At 67.9% G+C, this 19,157-nt stretch carries 15 protein-coding genes; 1 reads left to right on the forward strand and 14 read right to left on the reverse strand.

Annotated features, from left to right (window positions below; all coding sequences use genetic code 11):
* Positions 1–7 precede the first annotated feature (7 nt).
* From AB0M51_RS27915 to AB0M51_RS27965, 11 genes are all read right to left on the reverse strand, one after another.
* On the reverse strand, positions 8–787 hold the full coding sequence (locus AB0M51_RS27915; RefSeq protein WP_344188547.1) for an ABC transporter ATP-binding protein: 780 nt from the start codon (positions 785–787) through the stop codon (positions 8–10).
* A complete protein-coding gene (locus AB0M51_RS27920) occupies positions 780–1,748 on the reverse strand; it encodes an ABC transporter ATP-binding protein (RefSeq protein WP_344188548.1) in 969 nt (322 codons plus the stop codon). The genes AB0M51_RS27915 and AB0M51_RS27920 overlap by 8 nt, the downstream gene beginning before the upstream one ends.
* The gene (locus tag AB0M51_RS27925) at positions 1,745–2,644 is read right to left on the reverse strand and encodes an ABC transporter permease (RefSeq protein WP_344188549.1); all 900 of its coding nucleotides are present in this window, start codon (positions 2,642–2,644) and stop codon (positions 1,745–1,747) included. Before AB0M51_RS27925 ends, AB0M51_RS27920 begins: the two co-directional genes overlap by 4 nt.
* Entirely contained in the window at positions 2,631–3,608 is a 978-nt protein-coding gene (locus AB0M51_RS27930; protein ID WP_344188550.1) for an ABC transporter permease, read from the reverse strand. Before AB0M51_RS27930 ends, AB0M51_RS27925 begins: the two co-directional genes overlap by 14 nt.
* Positions 3,609–3,610: 2 nt before the next feature.
* Positions 3,611–5,386 (reverse strand): peptide ABC transporter substrate-binding protein, encoded by a 1,776-nt coding sequence (locus tag AB0M51_RS27935; RefSeq protein WP_344188551.1) that lies wholly within the window; start codon positions 5,384–5,386, stop codon positions 3,611–3,613.
* Between the two features lie 105 nt (positions 5,387–5,491).
* Positions 5,492–7,057, reverse strand: coding sequence for a malate synthase A (gene aceB / locus AB0M51_RS27940; protein WP_344188552.1), 1,566 nt, complete (start codon positions 7,055–7,057; stop codon positions 5,492–5,494).
* 21 nt (positions 7,058–7,078) lie between these two features.
* Positions 7,079–9,112, reverse strand: a complete 2,034-nt coding sequence (locus AB0M51_RS27945; protein WP_344188553.1) for an alpha-amylase family protein — start codon at positions 9,110–9,112, stop codon at positions 7,079–7,081.
* On the reverse strand, positions 9,109–10,572 hold the full coding sequence (locus AB0M51_RS27950; protein WP_344188554.1) for a hypothetical protein: 1,464 nt from the start codon (positions 10,570–10,572) through the stop codon (positions 9,109–9,111). The genes AB0M51_RS27945 and AB0M51_RS27950 overlap by 4 nt, the downstream gene beginning before the upstream one ends.
* Entirely contained in the window at positions 10,569–11,384 is an 816-nt protein-coding gene (locus AB0M51_RS27955; RefSeq protein ID WP_344188555.1) for a carbohydrate ABC transporter permease, read from the reverse strand. Before AB0M51_RS27955 ends, AB0M51_RS27950 begins: the two co-directional genes overlap by 4 nt.
* Positions 11,381–12,316 (reverse strand): sugar ABC transporter permease, encoded by a 936-nt coding sequence (locus AB0M51_RS27960; RefSeq protein ID WP_344188556.1) that lies wholly within the window; start codon positions 12,314–12,316, stop codon positions 11,381–11,383. The genes AB0M51_RS27955 and AB0M51_RS27960 overlap by 4 nt, the downstream gene beginning before the upstream one ends.
* Before the next feature lie 5 nt (positions 12,317–12,321).
* The gene (locus AB0M51_RS27965; RefSeq protein ID WP_344188557.1) at positions 12,322–13,623 is read right to left on the reverse strand and encodes an extracellular solute-binding protein; all 1,302 of its coding nucleotides are present in this window, start codon (positions 13,621–13,623) and stop codon (positions 12,322–12,324) included.
* Positions 13,624–13,762: 139 nt separating this feature from the next.
* Here AB0M51_RS27965 and AB0M51_RS27970 point away from each other — a divergent pair, with 139 nt between their 5' ends.
* Positions 13,763–14,767 carry a LacI family DNA-binding transcriptional regulator gene (locus AB0M51_RS27970; protein WP_344188558.1) on the forward strand — a complete coding sequence of 335 codons (1,005 nt, stop codon included), beginning with the start codon at positions 13,763–13,765 and terminating at the stop codon, positions 14,765–14,767.
* On the opposite strand, the gene AB0M51_RS27975 is transcribed toward AB0M51_RS27970, so the two are convergent.
* The 3 genes from AB0M51_RS27975 to AB0M51_RS27985 are packed head-to-tail and all read right to left on the reverse strand — an operon-like array spanning position 14,761 to position 19,080.
* Positions 14,761–15,621 carry an LLM class F420-dependent oxidoreductase gene (locus AB0M51_RS27975; protein WP_344188559.1) on the reverse strand — a complete coding sequence of 287 codons (861 nt, stop codon included), beginning with the start codon at positions 15,619–15,621 and terminating at the stop codon, positions 14,761–14,763. The genes AB0M51_RS27970 and AB0M51_RS27975 overlap by 7 nt on opposite strands.
* A complete protein-coding gene (locus AB0M51_RS27980) occupies positions 15,618–16,175 on the reverse strand; it encodes a TetR/AcrR family transcriptional regulator (RefSeq protein ID WP_344188560.1) in 558 nt (185 codons plus the stop codon). The genes AB0M51_RS27975 and AB0M51_RS27980 overlap by 4 nt, the downstream gene beginning before the upstream one ends.
* Positions 16,176–16,221: 46 nt before the next feature.
* Positions 16,222–19,080 carry a S8 family serine peptidase gene (locus AB0M51_RS27985; protein ID WP_363751172.1) on the reverse strand — a complete coding sequence of 953 codons (2,859 nt, stop codon included), beginning with the start codon at positions 19,078–19,080 and terminating at the stop codon, positions 16,222–16,224.
* Between the last annotated feature and the right edge of the window lie 77 nt (positions 19,081–19,157).

Consider the following 19,157-nt stretch of genomic DNA (forward strand, 5'->3'; position numbering starts at 1 on the left):
CAGTCTCTCAGCTCTCCTGGCGAATCGGGAGGACAGCAGCAAGAAGTTGTTGTGTATAAGGATCTTTCGGGTCCCGGAACAGCTCCTCCGTCGCGCTCTCCTCGACCAGCCGTCCCTTGTTCATCACCGCGACCCGGTCGGCGAGCCGCTCCACGACAGCGAGGTTGTGCGAGATGAACAGGAACGACAACCCCAGCCGATCCCGCAGGTCGGTGAACAGCTCGAGGATCTGCGCCTGGATCGACACATCCAGCGAGGACGTCGGCTCGTCACACACGAGCAGCTCGGGCTCGAGTGCCAGCGCCCGGGCGATCGCGATCCGCTGCTGCTGCCCACCCGAGAACTGCCGCGGATACAGCTCCGCATGATGCGTGTTGATGCCGACCAGGTCCAGCAGTTCCAACGCGGCCGTACGCCGAGACTCCTTGGAGCCCCGGTCGTGCAGCCGCAACGGCTCCATCACGTTGCCAAGGGCACTGAAATGCGGCAGCAACGACCCGTACGGGTTCTGGAACACCATCTGCATCCGCGGCCGCAACACCCGCAACTCCCGAGCCGGCAACGTCCCGAGGTCGTGCCCGTCGAACTCGACCCGTCCCGAGGTCGGCGTCTGCAGCCCCATCATCAACCGCGCCATCGTGGACTTGCCGCTGCCGCTCTCGCCGACCAGCCCGACCGTCTCACCGCGATGCACGCTCAACGACACGTCATCGACGGCGCGCACCTCACCGGCCCGGGTCTTGAACACCTTCGTCACCGAGGTAGCGCGGATCAGCGGCTCAGACATCGGAAGTCACCTTCCAGCAGGCGGCGTCCCGGGACGGGCCGATCGTCAACGGTTCCTGTTCGGTACCGCAGCGCGGAAGTTCGGCCCGCGGGCAGCGCGGGTGGAACGGGCAGCCCTCGGGCCGCCGGGACAGGTCGGGCGGGCTGCCGGGGATCGGCCGCAACGGCAGGTCCCGTCCCCCGACCTCGACGCCGGACCCGAGCAGTCCGACGCTGTACGGATGCCGCGGGTCGTCGAGCAGCTTCCCCATCGGCGCGCGTTCGACGACCCGGCCGGCGTACATCACGACGGCGTCGTCGCAGAAGTACCGGGCGACGCCCAGGTCGTGGGTGATCATCACGATCCCGGTGCCGCGCTCCTTCAGGCCGGCCAGCAGGTCGAGGATCTGGCGTTGCACGGTGACGTCGACCGCGGTCGTCGGCTCGTCCGCGATCAGCAGCGCGGGCTCGGTCACCATCGCCATCGCGATCATCGCGCGTTGCCGCATCCCGCCGGAGAGCTGGAACGGGTACGTCCGGATCCGCTTCTCCGGGTCCGGAATGCCGACGTCGCCGAGCGCCCGGATCGCGCGCTTGCGGGCTTCCGCCTTCGTGCACAGGCCGTGCCAGATCAGGTGTTCGGTGAGCTGCCGCTCCAGCGTGAGCGTCGGGTTCATCGCCTCCATCGCGCTCTGGAACACCATCGCGATGTCCCGTCCACGGATCCGGCGCAACTCCTTGTCCCCAAGAGCGAGCAGGTCCCGGTCGCCGTACAAGGCCTGGCCGCCGGTGATCCGGGCGGTCCGCGGCAGGATGCCGAGCACGCTGCGCATGGTGACGCTCTTGCCGCTCCCGCTCTCCCCGACGACCGCCAGTGCCTGCCCCCGCTCGACGTCGAACGAGACGCCGTCGACCGCGGTCAGCGGCTCGCCGCCGTCGCGGCGGAACGTCGTACGCAGATCGCGGACCGACAACAGGCTCATCGCTGCTCCCCACTCGCGTCGAACGCGTCCCGTACGCCGTCACCGATCCACGTGAACGCCAGCAGCGTCAACGCGAACAGCACCGCCGGCGCGACCAGCAGATGCGGGGCGGCCAGCAGGTACCGGCTACCGTCGCTGATCATCGCGCCCCACGACGGCGTCGGCGGCTGTACGCCGAGCCCGAGCAGCGCGAGCCCTGCCTCGGCGGCGATCGCGGCCGGGATCGCGAAGCTGGTGGTGACCAGGATCGGGCCGATCGCGTTCGGCAGGATGTACCGGATCGCGATCGTGGTGCCCTTCGCACCCATCGACCGGGCCGCCTCGACGTACTCGCGTTGTTTCAGCGTGAGCACCTGCGCGCGGACCAGCCGCGCCTGCGTGACCCAGGAGGCGATCCCGATCGCGACCACCAGCGCGAAGATGCTGCGCCCGAGCACGGTCACCATCACGACCGCGAACAGGTAGCTCGGGAACGCGTACATCACGTCGGTGAACGCCATCAGCACCTGCTCGACCCGCCCGCCGAGGTAGCCCGCGAGCAGCCCGATCGCGAGCGCCATCACCAACGCCGTCAGCTCGGCACCGAACGCCACGGTCAGCGCGGTCTGCAGCCCGTAGATCAGCCGGCTGAGAATGTCCCGGCCGAGCAGGTCGGTCCCGAGCAGATGCCCCGCGGATCCCGGACCCGCCAGCTTGTGCTGGATATCGGTCTCCTCATAGCCGTACGGCGCGATCAGCGGCGCGGCGATCGCGACCAGGATCAGGACCGCGCAGAAGATCAGGCTGCAGAACGCCAGCCGGTGCTTCCGGAACCGGGACCAGGCCCGCGCCCACGGACCGCGGGCGCGAGTGCTGTGTTCGACAGCCGCCGCCTGTAGACCCTCAGTCGCGGTCAAGGGAACCACCTCCGGCAGCACGGATTCGCGGATCGAGGAGCCCGTACGCCAGGTCCACGACCAGGTTGGTCACCATCAGGATCAGCGCGAAGAACAACGCCGTACCCATCAGCAGGGGCATGTCCCGGCTGGCGGCGGCGTTCGCGAAGTACAGACCCAAACCGGGGATCCGCAGCAGCGCCTCGACGAACACAGTCCCGGTCATCAACGCCGCCAACAGCGGGCCGGCCACGGTGACCAGCGGGATCAGCGAGTTCCGCAGGGCGTGCCGGACGATGACGGTACGCCGTGGTCCGCCCTTGGCCAGCGCCGCCGTGATGTACTCCTCGCGCAGCGTCTCCAGCATGCTCGACCGGACGTACCGCGCCAGCACCGCGGCCGGGCCGAGGCTCAACGCGAGCACCGGCAGGACCAGGTCCTTCGGCCCGTTCCACCCGCCCGACGGCAGCAACTTCAGCGTGGCGGAGAACAGCAGGATCATGAACGCCGCGGTCAGGTAGCTCGGCAGCGCGTGCCCGAGCGTGACCACGAACATCGTCGTGTGGTCGGACTTCGAGTTCTGCCGCAACGCCGCGAACACCCCGACCGGTACAGCGATCAGCAGTGCGAGCAGGACCGCCAGCACCGCGAGCGTGGCCGAGATCGGGAACGCCTTGGCGATGATGTCCTGCACGTTCTGGCTGGCGTACTTGTACGACGGTCCGAAGTCCCAGTGCGCCGCGCCCTTCATGAAGATCAGGTACTGCTTCCAGGCCGGCACGTCGGCGCCGTACCGGGACTCGAGCTCGCCGACCATCGACTCGGTCCCGACGCCGCCGAGGTTCGTGGCGCCGCTGTTCACCCGCTGCAGGTCCGCGAAGTTGCCCGGTGCGAGCTGCAGCAGGGTGAAGGTCAGGATCGAGACCGCGATCAGCGAGAGGATCAGCCGCACCAGGCGCTTGCCGATGTAGACGGCGAGCCCCACGGTCAGCTCACCACGCTCAGCGGTTTGAGGTAGAAGTAGTCCGGATACGCCCGCAACTGCAGGCCGTGCACCTTCGGCTTGACCGCGTGGAACAGGCTCAGCCAGAGCACCGGAACGTACAGGTACTGCTCCTCGCGCAGCTTGGCGGCCTGCTTGTACAAGGCCGTCCGCTTCGCGTCGTCGGACTCGGCGGCGGCCTGCTCGACCAGCGTGCCGATCTCCAGCGCGGCCTTGGCCGCGAACCCGGTGCGGATCGCCTTCAGCTGGGCGGTTTTGGCGGCGGGCGTCAGCTTCTTGTCGTCCTGCACCGCCTGGTACCTCTGCCACTGGTCGCTCGGCAGGCTGATCTCCTGGACGTTCTGCGGCGACCAGAGCGACCCGACCATCGTCGGCCATGTCGGCAGCCCCGCGAACGTGCCGTAGTAGAAGCCGATGTAGTCGCCCTTCTGCACCTCCCAGCGACGCTCGGTGTACACACCGGCCTCGACGTGGTCGACGAGCGCCTTGATCCCGAGCTGCTTCTTCCAGCTGTCCACGATCGCGTCGGCGAGCGTCGTGTCCGGTACGCCGACCAGCAGCCGGACCGGCGGCAGTCCCTGACCGTTCGGGTAGCCGGCCTGCGCGAGCAACTGCTTCGCCTCGCCGACGTCCTCCTTGATCGCGATGCTGTCGTCCCAGCCGTTCGTCCGGCTGGTCACCAGCGAAACGCCCGGCTGCTGGCCAGGTTGTACGCCGGCCAGCGTCTTGCGGTCGAGCGCCAGCGACAGGGCCTTGCGGACGCGGACGTCGTCCATCGCCTTGTTCTGGCTGCGGAGCTTCGCGAGGTACAGGATGCTGTAGTTCTCGGTCTGCTTGAGCTCCTTCGACAACGTCGCGCTCTTCTGGAACCGCAGTACGTCGGGTCCGGCGAGCTGGACGAGGTCGGTCTCGCCGTTCTCGTACGGCACGGTGGCGGTCGCGGCCGCGCTCGGCTCGACCAGGTTCACCTGGATCCGGCCGATCTTGACGTTGCCGCGGTCCCAGTACTTCTCGTTCGGGACCAGGATCAGCCGCGAGTTCGCGACCCATTCGGTCACCGTGTACGGACCGTTGGACACGTAGTTCGGCGGGTTCTGCCAGTCCTTCGGCTTGCTCTCGACGAGGTCCATCGGCAGCGGCAGCATCGCCGGATGGGTGAGCGCGAGCAGGAAGTCCGGGTTCGGGTTGCCGAGCGTGAGGACGAGCTCGTGGTCCCCGTTCGCGTGCACGCCGACCTTTGTCCAGTCGGTCAGTACGCCGGAGAGGAAGTCCTGCGCGCCCTTGATCCCGGTGGCGGTCTGGTAGCTGTTCGCGCCGAGCGTCGTACCGCCGGCCGAACCGCCCGCCGGGGTGAACAGCCGCTTGTACGTCCGCTCGAAGTCCTGCGCGACGACCGGCTTGCCGTCGGACCACTGCGCGTTGTCGCGCAGCGTGAAGGTGTAGGTCAGGTGGTCGTCGGAGACCTTCCACTCGGTCGCGACGCCGGGCACGACGCCGTCGCCCTTCTCGTTCTGGGTGACCAGGCCCTCGGAGATCCCGCGACTGAGGATCCACATGCCGTTGGTGATCACCTGCGGATCCAGCACTTCGACCGGAACGTAGTCGATCTTCAGCGTCGACTGACCGTCGGACGCCTTGCTGTCGTCACCGAACAGCCCGCAGCCGGTCAAGGACCAGCTGCCGCCGATCGCGGCAAGCGTCAGACCGGACAGGCGGAGGAAGTCACGCCGGGTCTGACCAACAGGGGGACGGGCGCTCATAGCCAAGGAAGTGCCGCCTTTCTGGCGTCCTGAACTCGACTTATGGCGCGACCGTAGGGCCGTAAAGCGTCAGAGTCAACGCTTTACGGCCATTACCGTAATTATTCAGCTGAAGCGGTCGTACGCCGGCAGCGTCAGGAAGTCGACGTACTCGTCGGCCAGCGCCACCTCGAGGAACAGCGATCGGGCGGCCGCGTACCGGGCCGGGTCGCCGAGCTTCGCGATCTCCTCGTCGGCGATCCGCTCCACCAGCTCGGTGCTGACCGTCTCGCCGGTGTCGAGCGTGACCTGGTTGCGGCGCCACTGCCAGATCTGGGACCGGGAGATCTCGGCGGTGGCCGCGTCCTCCATCAGGTTGAAGATGCCGACCGCGCCGGTGCCGTCGAGCCAGACCGCGAGGTACTGCAGCGCGACGCTGACGTTGTTGCGCAGGCCGGCCTCGGTGACCTCACCGGGAGTGGCGGCCACGTCGAGCAGCTGCTCGGCAGTCACCTCGACGTCCTCGCGGAGCTTGTCGATCTGGTTCGGGCGGTCGCCGAGGACCGAGTCGAACACCTTGCGGCAGGTCTCGACCATGCCCGGGTGCGCGACCCAGGAGCCGTCGAAGCCGTCGCCGGCCTCGCGGGTCTTGTCTGCCTCGACCTTCGCGAACGCCTGCTCGTTCACCGCCGGGTCCTTGCTCGGGATGAACGCCGCCATGCCGCCGATCGCGTGCGCGCCGCGCTTGTGGCAGGTCCGCACCAGCAGCTCGGTGTACGCGCGCATGAACGGCACAGTCATCGTGACGCTGTTCCGGTCCGGCAGCTGGAACGCCGGACCGCTGGAGCGGTGGGTCTTGATCACGCTGAACATGTAGTCCCAGCGGCCCGCGTTCAGGCCGGCCGAGTGCTCGCGGAGCTCGTAGAGGATCTCCTCCATCTCGAACGCCGCCGGGTAGGTCTCGATCAGGACCGTGGCCCGGATCGTCCCGCGCGGGATCCCGAGTGCCTCCTGCGCGGTGACGAACACGTCGTTCCACAGCCGCGCCTCGAGGTGCGACTCCATCTTCGGCAGGTAGAAGTACGGGCCCTGGCCGCGGTCGAGCTGCAGCTGCGCGCAGGCCGCGAAGTACAACGCGAAGTCCACCAACGATCCCGAGGTGGGCGCACCGTCCACCAGGATGTGCTTCTCCGGCAGGTGCCAGCCGCGCGGCCGGACGACGATCGTCGCGAGCTCGTCGTCCGGCTTCAGGCTGTAGCTCTTCGAATCGGTGCTGAAGTCGATCTTCCGGGTGATCGCGTCCAGCAGGTTCAGCTGGCCGCCGACGACGTTCTCCCAGGTCGGCGTGTTCGCGTCCTCCTGGTCGGCCAGCCAGACCTTGGCGCCGGAGTTCAGCGCGTTGATGGTCATCTTCCGGTCGGTCGGCCCGGTGATCTCGACCCGGCGGTCGACGATCCCCGGAGCGGGCGGCGCGACCCGCCACTCCGGGTCGTCGCGGATCTCCTTCGTCTCCGGCAGGAACCCCAGCTCCGTCCCGGCCGCGATCGCCGCGATCCGCTCCGCGCGCTTCCCGAGCAGCTCACGCCGGCGGCCGTCGTACGCCCGGTGCAGCGTCTCGATCAGGCCGAGCGCCCGCTCGCTGAGGATCTCGTCGTACCGCTCGTGCAGCGGGCCGGTGACGTCGACTGACACTGGTGGCTCCTTGGTCGAGAACTAGTCGAGAAGTAGGATTTCGTGATCCGTTATCCGGTATACCAACACCGTAATCCAGCCCTCTTGCCGCTGCACCTCCGCCTCCTGGCGCGAGACGAGGAGGCGGGCCCGGGAGGCGCTCACTCTGAGCGACACGGCGAACGGGCCGGCCGGCGTGAGCTCCTCCAGGCGTCCGCGCCAGGCGCCGCCCTGGTCGAGGTTGACCAGGTGCAGGATGTGCCGGTCGCCCTGCCGGTAGAGCTGGCAGTCCAGTACGCCGGCACCGTCGACGCGCAGCGGGATCCCGTCGTGGCGCACCAGCTCGGCCAGCAGCCGGCCGTGGTCCGGATGGTGATGCTTCGCGTACAGCCGGTCCACGTCGGCCGCCAGGTACGCCGTCCGCTCGCCGAGCACCAGCGCCGGTACGTCGGTCCGCGGCTCCTCCATCCAGGACTTCTCCGGCGGGTAGATCGGGAACGGCGGGATCCACGTGAGCGCTTTCCGCGCATCGGTTTCCACCACCTCCAACTGCCCACCGAACGGCAGTACGTCGGTGTCGGCGTCGAACACTGCCCGCTCCTCGATGCGCAGGTAGCTGTGCGAGTCGTACGTCTCCCAGTCGCCCACCGAACCGTCACCGAAACGCTTTCCCTGGTGCCGGACGCCGACCAGATCCCCTAGCGCCCAACGATCCCGCCGATCGCCCCACTCGTCGTACAGGCCTGACTCCCCGGTCACGACGAGTCTTCCGCCGCCCGCGACGTACGCCTCCAGCTGAGCGCACTGCTCATCGGTCAGGACGCCGACATTGGGAACGACGAGCACCTCGAACCGCTCGTCCACCACCTGCGTCGGCAGGTACGGGATCCGGGCCCGCACCAGCGCATCCACCCAGCCGCGGTACGGCAGCTGGCTGACCTCGACCGGATCGTCCTTCCCGTGGAAGTCCACACTCAACTGGCTCCACAACAAACCGACCGTGGCGACCGGCTCCCGATCGACCAAGTACTCCTCGTGCTCGGCATGCCAGCCGAACAACGGCTCCGCCGTCGCGTACTGCCGCCGGTCCTCGTGGACCGACCCGATGTGGTGCCACCACGGCTGGATCCCCCCGGCCCAGCCTTCGATCGCCCACATCCGCGCCTCCGGCTCGGGCTTGCTCCCGAGCCGGAACGTCGGCGTCCCCGCGTCGTACATCGCCGTACTCTCCGGGATCAGCGTCTCCCAGCCGAGCAGCCCGTGCAGCCGCTTGCCGGCGTCCGCGTTCGCCTGGAACCCGGACTCGTCGTGCCGCCACTGGGAGTCCAGCAGGAAGATCTTCGCCCGCTCGCAGATCGCCACGTCGTCCCGCAACCGTTTGCTCTGGGCAACGACATCGCCGCCGTTCATCCCGATCCACAGGCAGTCCGGGCCGCCCGCCCGCGTCGTCACGGCGTTGTTCAGGTCCCACACCGCCAGCCGCCGCTCGTAGCTCCAGCGGATCCACTGCCGGTACGTCGGATCCGACCAGGAAACCGTTTTCGGAAGTTCCTGCCCGAACCTTTCCCGGCAGTTCGGGCAGTAGCAGATCGAGTCCCGCCCGAGCCCACTCCAGCTGTTGTCGGTCACCCCGTCCGGCGCGGTCCGCTCGATGATCTCCTCGAGGATCCCGGTCAGGAACTCCCGGTAGTACGGGCCGGTCACGCACGCGACGTAGAGGTCGCCCGCCCGGTAAGGGTTGCCGTCGGCGTCGACGGCGAACCAGTCCGGATGCGCGTCGTACAACGGCTGATGGGCCCGGTTCGAGTCCATCCGCGCCAGCACGGTCAGCCCGTCCGCACGTGCCAGGCCGACGATCTCGCCGTACAGGTCGCGGTCACCGAGGTACTCCGCCCTGTGCTGCAGCTCGAACTTGCTCGGGTAGTACGCGACGATGCCGCCGGCGTTGATGATCACGCCCTGGACCTTCGTCCGTCGCCAGTGCGCCCGCCACCAGTCGGCGTCGTACCGCGCCGGGTCCTTCTCGGTGAGGTTGGTCTGCGCCCATCGAAAAGTCCTTTGGTACCAGGGCTTCACGACAGGCCCCGGACCGCGTCTCCCGCGCCGGAAAGGTTCTCCAGCAGCATTTCCGAGTATTTCCTGCTCAGTACGACGCCCTCCGCGCCGCCGGCGAACGCGGCCAGCGTGGCGTCCCGCACCGACTCCCGCGTGCACCGGGTCAGCTCGCCCTCGTTGTCGTCCCAGTTGATCTTGGTGCCGAGGTCCCGTGGCTTCTCCAGCCCGCGCTGCTTGGCCACCCCGACGGGGATGTCGATGTCGATCCCCGGGTAGATCTTGCTCTGCCCGCCGACGCCGGCGACGGCCCGCGCGGTCTCCCGCCGGACGTACTCCGAGGTGAAACCGGACTGCGGCAGCTTCTCGTAGTCGCCCTCGTCGAGCTGCAGCAGCTTCATCATCAACGGGTACACGTCCTCCGGCTCGGCGTCGGCGAACAGCGCGCCGCAGATGCTCTTCACCCAGGTGAAGAACCGCGGGCCGGCACAGTTGTTGTAGATCACGACCTTGATGAAGTCGGAGAACTTCGCCATCTCGGCGTAGTCCTGGTCGGCGCGATAGAACGGGCTGAACGAGATGTTGTGGTAGACGTGCCAGCCGACCTGGACCTCCGGGGAGATCGCCTTCGCCACACCGTAGATGTCCCGGTACAGCTGCCGCTGGCTCTCGGTCCACAACGTCTGCCAGGCCAGTACTTCGGGGAAGTTCAGCAGGATCCGCCAGAACGCCACGAACGCGCCGTCCACCGGCCGCTCACCGGCGCCGACCCGCTGGTTCCAGTCGACGAGCTCGCGGTAGCCCTGCATCGCCCGGTTCACTTCGATCCCGCGCTCCCGCGCGACCGCCCGGCAGTGCGAGCAGAAGCAACCGACCTCGGCCACGTCGACGGTGCCCTGCATCAGCATGTTCAGCGGGCCCGGGCGTTCCGAGCACCAGGCGAGCCCGTCCAGCTCGTAGCTCTGCACGTAGTCCTCGACGAACCCGAGATGCCAGTTCCGGTAGTCGGGGTTGTTGAAGCACGGCCGCCGCCCGGGCCGGCCCCAGGCATCCACCTCGAGCACCTTCGCGAAGTTCGGGTACGTCCGCAGTTGGCGGGCGCCGCCGCTCTCCTCCATCCACGCGAACGACTGCATGCCCCGCTCGCGGGCCTTCGGGATGACGTCGCCCAGCAGGTCGAACTCCGGGTTCTCCGGCGCGTCCCCGGCCGCGCCCAGCACGGTGTTCCCGTAGTACTCGGGGTGCGGTGTCGCGTAGTTCCCGCCGACCCAGCCGAGGTCGTACTCCTGACCGCCGTGGTCCGGGATCGGGTGCCCCGGGATCTGCCGGCCGCCGGTCCCCCGGGTCCAGGTCGGCGTGGCCAGGAACAGCGCGTTGACCGCGCCGCGTTCGGCCAGGATGTCGAGTGTCCGGTCGACGCCTTCGTCGACGAACGAGATGGCTCCGATCTGCATGGCAACGAGCCGGTCCGGCACGGTGCTCACCCCTTCATTCCTGTCATCGTGATGCCCTGGATGAAATAGCGCTGTGCAAAGAGGAAGACGACGATCACCGGTACGACGGAGACCGTCGCGCCGCACATCAGCAGACTGATCTGGGTGAAGTACTCGCCCTGGAACTGGGCGAGCGCCACCGGCAGGGTCTGCAGGTTCTCGGAAGTGATGTAGATCAGCGGCCCGAACAGGTCGTTCCACGACTCGAGGAACGTGAACACCCCGATCGCGGCCAGGGCCGGTTTGGTCTGCGGCAGCATGATCCGCCAGTAGATGCCGAACGTCGACGCGCCGTCGATCTTGCCCGCGTCCTCGAGTTCCTGCGGGATCGTCATGAACGACTGCCGCATCAGGAACGTCGCGAACACCGGTGTCAGAACTTTCGGAACCCACAGCGGGTACTGGGTGTCCACCCAGCCGATGTGCTGGAAGACGATGTACTGCGGGATCAGGTACGCGATGCCCGGGATGATCGACGTACCGAGCAGGACCATGAACGCGATGTCCCGGCCGGCGAACTTCAGCCGTGCGAACGCGAAACCGGCCATCGACGCGACGATCAGGATGCCGATCACGTTCAGCCCGGCGAGCTTCACGCTGTTCCAGAGGAACACCGGGATCAGCTCGAACACCTGCCGGTAGTTGTCCCAGTGCGCGTCGGTCGGCAGGAACTTCGGCGGCACGCTCAGCACCTTCGCCTCGGGTCTGAGCGACGCACTGATCATCCAGACCAGCGGCGCCAGGAAGACGACGGCGAACAGCGACATGACGACGTACTGCGAGGTCTTGGAGACGAGTCTCATGTGTAGAACACCCACCTCTTCTGCAGCTTCCACTGCAGGTAGGTGACGGCCGCGATCACCACGAACAGGACCCACGACATCGCCGAGGCGTAGCCGACCTTCCCGTAGCTGAACGCGTTCTGATAGATGTTGTAGATGTAGACGCTGGTGGCGTGCCCCGGCCCGCCCTTGGTCATCACGTAGATCAGGCCGAAGACCTGGAACGTCGAGATGAACTGGGTGATCAGCAGGAACAGGAAGTGCGGTGTCAGCAGCGGCAGCGTGATGTACCGCAGCCGTTGCCAGGCGCCGGCGCCGTCGAGCTTCCCGGACTCGAACAGATCGTTCGGCAGCCCCTGCAGACCGGCGAGCAGGATGATCATCGGGTAGCCGATGCCCTGCCAGACGCTGACGACGATGACCGCCGGCATCGCCCAGGCCGAGCTCGACAGCCACTGCGGGCCGTCGATCCCGAGCTGGTGCAGCAGTCCGTTGATCACGCCGTTGCCCGGCTGGAAGAACCAGAACCAGACGAAGCCGATCGCGACCACGTTCGTCACGTACGGCGCGAAGTACGCCGTCCGGAAGAAGGCCACGCCCTTGATCGGCCGGGCACACAGCAGCGCCAGCACCAGGCCGATCCCGATCGTCAGCGGAATGCTGGCGACCGTGAAGTACACCGTGTTCTTGAACGTCTGCAGGAACAGCGGGTCGTCGGTGAACATCTCGGTGAAGTTCTTCAGCCCGATGAACTTCGGTGCCGCGATGCCGTTCCAGTCGGTCAGCGACGCGACCATCGAGACCAGGATCGGGAACAACTGGAACGCCACCACGCCGACCACGATCGGGCTGATGAACAGCCAGCCGGTGAGGTTCCGTCTGCGGCGCGCCCGCCGGATGTCGGCCTGCCGGACCGTGCGAGCGGTGTCGCGCGCCATCGTGATGGTTGCCATCGACATCAACCCTTCAAGGCGTTCTCCACCTGCGGCTTGACCTGCTGCAGAACGTCGGCGACCGGCTTCTCGCAGTTGTACGCCGTGTCCAGGGCGGGCCGGTACAGCTCACGCGCGCCGATCGTGTTCTTGGTCTGGTTGGTCGCGGTGAGGTGCTTGGCCGCCTCGGCGAACAGCCCGATGTGCGCGGGAGCCTTCCCGTTCGGCGCCAGCCCGGCCGCGGCCTTGAGGTTGATCGGCGTGAAGGCGCCGCCCTGGAGGAGGATCTTCCCGCCGTCCTCGCTCGCCAGGTACTTCAGCAGGTCCCAGGCGGCGTCCGGGTTCTTCGCCTTCTTCGGGATGCAGAACACGATCACGCTCGACTCGGTCTTCTGCTCCACGTCAGCCGGCGGCGGAGCGACGTCCCAGGTGAAGTCCTTGATCGTCTGCCGCATGTACGGCACGGTGCCGAAGGTCGCGAACATCATCGCGATCTTGCCCTGCGCGAACAGCTGGTTCTGCACGTTGTCCTGCTGCAACGCCGACCACGGCGGCTGCACCTTGTCCTTGCAGGTCAGGTCGGTCGCCCACTGCAGCGCCTCGGACTCCTTCGGGTCGGACAGCGTGAACCGGGTGCCGTCCTTGGAGAAGATGCCCGTCTGGCTGCCATGGTTCACCGTGAACGTCTGCTCGTAGCCGGTGTCCAGGTAGACGAGTGCGCCGTACTGCTGCTTCGCCGGGTCGGTGAGCTTCTTCGCCTTCGCCTCGAAGTCGGACCAGGTCCAGCCGTCCGACGACCAGGTGGTCGGCGGCAGCGGTACACCGGCCGCCTTGAACAGGTCGACGTTGTAGAAGATCAGCCGCGGCTCGTACCCGAGCACCCAGGCGGTGTGCGAACCGTCCGGCTGCTTCGGGAAGTCGAACGTCTCCTTGGCGAACTGCGACGTGTCGAGCTTGTCCTTGTCGATGTACGGCTGCAGGTCGAGCAGCGCTCCCTGCTCGGAGAAGCCGCGGACGAAGTCGTCGTTGATCCGCATCACGTCCGGCGGGCTGCCGCCGGCGATCAGCGTGCGCATCTTGGTGTCGTACTCCTGGGTGACCGCGGGCTGGATCGTCACATGCGTCCCGGACTGCTTCTCGAACGCCTGGATCGCCTGCTCCAACGGGTTGCCCTTGACCTGCTCCCAGTTCAGGAACGTCAGGCCTTTCTTGCCGCCGCTGCTTGCGTTGCCGTTGCCACCACAGGCGGCCAGCAGGCCGGCAGCTGTGAGTCCCGTCAGTCCGGCGAGAAACCTGCGGCGGTTCAGGTCGGGGGTTTGTGTCTGCACCGGAATCTCCCATCCACGAGGGGATGAATACGTATACACTCAGACATTGAATACGTATACACAGCTGTTTGGGCGTGGTCAACGGCTCGGGCCGCGACTCTTGAGTAGGGTTCACATCCTGGAACGAGGGGAGGCAGAGATGTCACGACCACCGACGAGCCGCGATCTCGCACGCCTGGCGGGCGTCTCGCAGGCGACCGTGTCGCGGGTGCTGACCAACAACCCGAAGGTCAACGCGGAGACCCGGGCGCGGGTGCTGCAGGTGCTGAAGGACGCGAACTACAAACCGAACGCCCTGGCCCGCGCGATGAAGACCGGGCGCACCGACACCATCGGCGTGTTCATGACCCGGGTGACCAGCCCGTTCCACGCCGAGCTGCTGGACGAGATCGGCCGGGTGCTGAGCTCGATGGGCCAGCACATGATCCTCTGGAACATCGAGCACGATCCGGAGGAGGCCGTCGCCGAGGTGCTGCAGCAGCGGCTCGTCGACGGGTTCCTGCTGACGTCCGCGACGTACGACTCGAAGCTGCACTCGATGGCGCTCGCCTCCGGGACGCCGACCGTGTTGCTGCACCGCGGCATCGACGGGCTGGACTGCGACCAGGTCGTCGGAGACAACTACCAGGGCGCGTATGACGCCGGCCGCTACCTGGTCGACCACGGGCACACGGACATCGGCCTGGTGACGCTGACCCACACCGGGAACACGTCCCGCGACCGCGACCTCGGCTTCCGGGCCGCGCTCGCCGACGCCGGCGTGAAGATCAAGCCGGGCAACGTGGTCCCGGTGGACGTCCCGCACTCCGCCGGCCACGCCGCCGCGGTGAAGCTACTGTCCCGGAAGAAGCCGCCGACGGCGATCTACACGGTCACGGACCTGCTCGCCTTCGGCATCCTGGACGGTGCCCGTGCGGTCGGCGCCCGGGTGCCCGACGACGTCTGGGTGGTCGGCTTCGACAACACCGAGATGGCCGCCTGGGAGGCGTTCGACCTGACCTCGGTCGAGCAGCCTGTGCACAGCATCGTCGAGACCGGCATCCAGCTGCTCCGCGAGCGGATCGCCGACCCGGACCGCCCGACCGAGGTGATCACGCTGCCGTGCCCGCTGGCGATCCGCGGCTCGACCGCGAACCGTCACTGACCGAGCTTCGGCAGCACGTTCCGCAGCACCTCGGCATGCTCGCGAGGGCTGGTCAGGCCCATGTTCATCGTGTTCACGCACAGGTGGGTCGCGCCCAGCTCACGCCAGCCGTCCACGTACGCGAGCCAGTCCTGCTCGGGGACGGCACCGAGGCTCAACCGCGCCTCGATGCCGACCTGCCCCGGGTCACGCCCGGCCTCCTCGGCCGCCTGCCGGATCACCGCGACCTGCCGGCGCGCGGTCTCGTCCGGCGCGGACTGCGGCATCCACCCGTCGCCGATCCGCCCGGTACGCCGCAGTACGGCCTCCGCGCCGCCGCCGAACCAGATCGGGATCTCCCGCCCGGGCAGCGGATTCAGCCCGGCCTGCTCGACGTGGTCGAACGTGCCGTTGTACGAGATCACCGGGTCCGCCCACAGCTTGCGGAGCAGCTCGACCTGCTCCGTGAGGCGCGCGCCGCGCTTCGAGAACGGTACGCCGAGGGCGTCGTACTCGACCTGGTTCCACCCGATGCCGACGCCGAGCCGCAGCCGGCCGCCGCTCAGCACGTCGACCTCGGCGGCCTGTTTCGCGACCAGCGCGGTCTGCCGCTGCGGGAGCACGAGGACACCGGTGACGAGCTCGAGCGTCGTGGTGATCGCGGCCATGTAGCCGAACAGCACGAAAACCTCGTGGAACAAGGACTTGTCGGTGTACCCGGTCCAGCCGGGACGATTCGCCGGATCCGCGCCGAGCACGTGGTCGTACGCGAGCGCATGGTTGTAGCCGGCCGCCTCGACCGTCGTCGTCCACTCGCGGACCACCGCCGGATCCGCGCCGATCTCGAGCTGCGGGAACACCGCGCCGATCTTCATTTCGCCTCCAGCAGGTCGATCAGTCCCTTGACCGCAAGGTCGAACGGTTCGCGCGAGTCGGCCGCCCGGGCGAGCACGTAACCGCCCTGCAGTACGGCGGCGATCGTCGCGGCAGTCCGCTCCGGGTCGAGCGACTCCGGGTACTCGCCGTCACGCTTGCCCTCGGCAACCACCTCGGCGAGCCGCTGCCGCAGCCACGCGAACGTCTCCGCGACCGGTGTCCGCAGTACCGGATCCGCGACCACCTCCGGATCCGCCGCGAGCCGCCCGATCCGGCACCCCTTGAGGACCTCCCGCTCGCGGGTCAGATACCCCTCGATCCGCGAACCCGCCGTACCGTCACGCCCCAGCTGCCCTTCGGCGACCTCCCGCAGCTCCGCCCCGGACCTCTCGATCGCCACCTTCGCCAGGTCCGCCTTGCCGGCGAAGTGGTGGTACATGCTCCCCTGCCCGGCGTCCGCCAGCCGCTGCACCGCCTTCGGCGAGGTCCCGACGTACCCGCGCTCCCACAACAGATCCTGCGCACTCCGGATCAACCGCTCGACCGTCTCCACCCCCTCACTGTACCCAGAGGTACAGCGAAGGGGTGGTCGACTCCCGTCAGCTGACAGTGACGATCTTGTACGCCGAGTACGCCGTCGCGTGGTCCGCGTCGGCCGGGAACCAGACCCGGTAGGCGATCTTGCCGCGCACCGCGGGCCGGATGCCGAACGCGTACTTGCCGGACGTGCTGAGCTTCACCGACGCGATCGACTTCCACACCTTGTTGCCGTACTGCTGCAGGTACACGGGCTTGCCCGCGTGCGCCGGGGCGACGTACCCGCTGAACGCGGTGGTCTTCCCGAGCGTGATCGTCGCCGGCGAGAGCACCGCGGAGATCGTCGGCCGCACCTGCACGAGCACGTCGACGGTCCGGGTGCCCATCAGGTCGGCGTTCCCGGGGAACGTCAGCATGTAGACCGACGAGACCAGCGGCTTGTGCGTCACCGACAGGGTCCCTGTCGACGTGGTCTTCAGCGCCGCGAGCAACGTGAACTTCGAGGACGTCTTCGGGCGGACGTACACGTTCACCGGCAGCCCGGCGTACGCCTTGTTGTCGATCCGCAAGGTGCTGCCCTTGATCGTGATCGCCCCGCCGTAGTTGATCAACGTCGACGTGACCGCGATCCCGGACCTCATCCCGAGCAACTGCTTCACCGCGATCGGGCTGTAGTGCCCGGTCCGGTCGAGCACCCAGGCGCCGTACGTGTACGTCGTGTTCTGCGCAAGCCCGGTGTTCTTCACCGCAGTACCCGTACCGGCGTACACCAACGTCCCGGTCGTCGGCGTCGGCGCCTTGCTCCCCACGTTCCGCCGCACGATCACCTGATCCAGGTCCGGCGTCGCCGGAATCGTCCACGCGAGGTTGGCTGCCAGATACGCGCCACTACCACCGATCCGGACCGGCTGCGGCGTGAGGTCCTCTGTGCTGAATACGGTGCTGAACGGGGGCAGCGGCAGGTCGGGCGCCATCTCCATGACACCGTCGGCCGAGATCCTGTACGGAGTCGCCTCCGGCAACGGAGCGCGCGGGGCGATCGTGGCCTGGTGGGTGACCGAGTCGTAGGTTACGTCCGCCGGGACCACAGCACCGGTCCTGCCGTTGTGCAACTTGAGACCGCTGACGACGGTGTCCGCGTAGACGTCACGCGCGAACGTCACCACCGGCTTCACGAGAGTGCTCGCGGTCGTCGAGAGATCCGCGGGAGATACGTCCCGGATCGCGTGATCGGCTGTGCCGTTCCCGCCGATCTGCCCGACCGCGGTGAGGGTAAGTGTGTACGGGCGGGTGCTCCGCGAACCGTTGGTGTTCCGGACCGCGACGTACGTGGTCCCTCCGGTCACCGGCACGTCCTGGGACGCGGTCAGGGGCTTCCAGGCCGGACCACCGGTCCGTGGGTCCGTCCCGGTCGGGAACGGAGTGTCGGCGTGGGCCATGCCCTTCAGGTTCTTGTCGTACGCGTCGATCGACGGACCGAAGTTCGACGAATACACATCGCCGTTGAACTCGGGACCCGTCACGCTGACGTTGAAGTTGCTGGTGCTGTCGACGGCGTACCAGTCGGTCTCGCCCTCGACCGTGATCGCGCCGCTGTACGTGCCACCGACCGCGATCTTGGTGGCCCTGGCCGGCTCGTCATTGCCGTCGGCCGGGCCCATCGGGAAGTCGGTCGTGAAACGGCCGCCGAGGGCTTGGTAGGCGTCGACGATGCCGTGGCCGTAGTACTGGTCGATGCCGCGCGGACCCGCGTCGCGGGCGAGGACCTCGAGGCGTCGGGCGACCTGGGCGGGGGTGAACGTCGGCCACTTGTTCTTCACCAGGGCGGCGATCCCGGCGACGATCGGGGCCGAGCAGGAGGTGCCGGTGCAGTACCAGTACGGCTCGTACCCGGGCGGCGTCAGCGGGCGGGAGCCGGTGGTGAGGATGTCCCGGCCCGGCGCCGCGATGTCCACCCAGTCACCGTACGAGCTGAAGTCGGTCAACGAACCCGCGGCGTCCGTCGCGGCGACCGCGATCGCCTCGGGGTACGAGGCCGGGTACTGCAGGCTGTCGTCGCCGTCGTTGCCGGCCGCCACGACGGTGACGACCCCCTTGGCGTACGCACGCTTGACCGCGTCGTGCAGGATCGGGTTGTCGTCCGGGCCGCCGAGGGACATGTTGATCACCTTGGCGCCGTGGGCGACGGCCCAGTCGATGCCCTCGGCGATGTCGGCGTCGTAGCCGGTGCCGTCGGAGGCGAGGACCTTGACCGGCATCGCCTTCACGTTCCAGCCGACACCCGCGACGCCGATGCCGTTGTTCGCGGCGGCGGCGATGATGCCGAGCGTCATGGTGCCGTGGCCGTGGTCGTCGACCGGGTTCGGCCGGGTGCTGGAGACCGCGTTGTAGCCGGGCACCAGGTGGCCGACGAGGTCCGGGTGGCCGGCGTCGACGCCGGTGTCCAGGACCGCGACGATCTGGCTGCCGGTCGACTTCGACAGGTCCCACGCCTGCGGCATGCGGACGGTGTTGAGGTACGCCTTCTGGTCGGTCCCGTAGTACTCGTCGTTCGGGACGGCCGAGATGTAGCGCTTGTAGTTCAGCGAGGCCAGCTCGACCGTCGGGTCGGCCTTGACCTTCTTCAGCAGCTCCGGCGCGGGCAGGTCGCTGGTCAGCTTCACGGCGTTCGAGGCCACCGGGTCCTCGGCCGTCGCGCCGTACCGCGACACCGTGGCCCGCCGGTTCGCGGCGCTCGCCTTCGGCTTGAACTTCACCATCACGGAGTGCGCGTCGTACTCCGCCTTGTGCTTCCCCGCCGCGAACGGCGGCCGGTACGGGTGCGGCTCGGCCGCCGACCCGCTCGACCCGGCGACGACCACCACGCCACCCGCGATCATCGCCGCAGGCACCACCAGCCGCAGCAAACGCTTACTGAACACCACAAACCCCCAAAGGGCCTCGACAGGGCGGGAAAAGACCACATACGGTCTGGTCCTAAATCGTTGGGAGACCCCTC

The sequence above is a fragment of the Kribbella sp. NPDC051137 genome, from assembly GCF_040682535.1.
Classification (GTDB): domain Bacteria; phylum Actinomycetota; class Actinomycetes; order Propionibacteriales; family Kribbellaceae; genus Kribbella; species Kribbella karoonensis.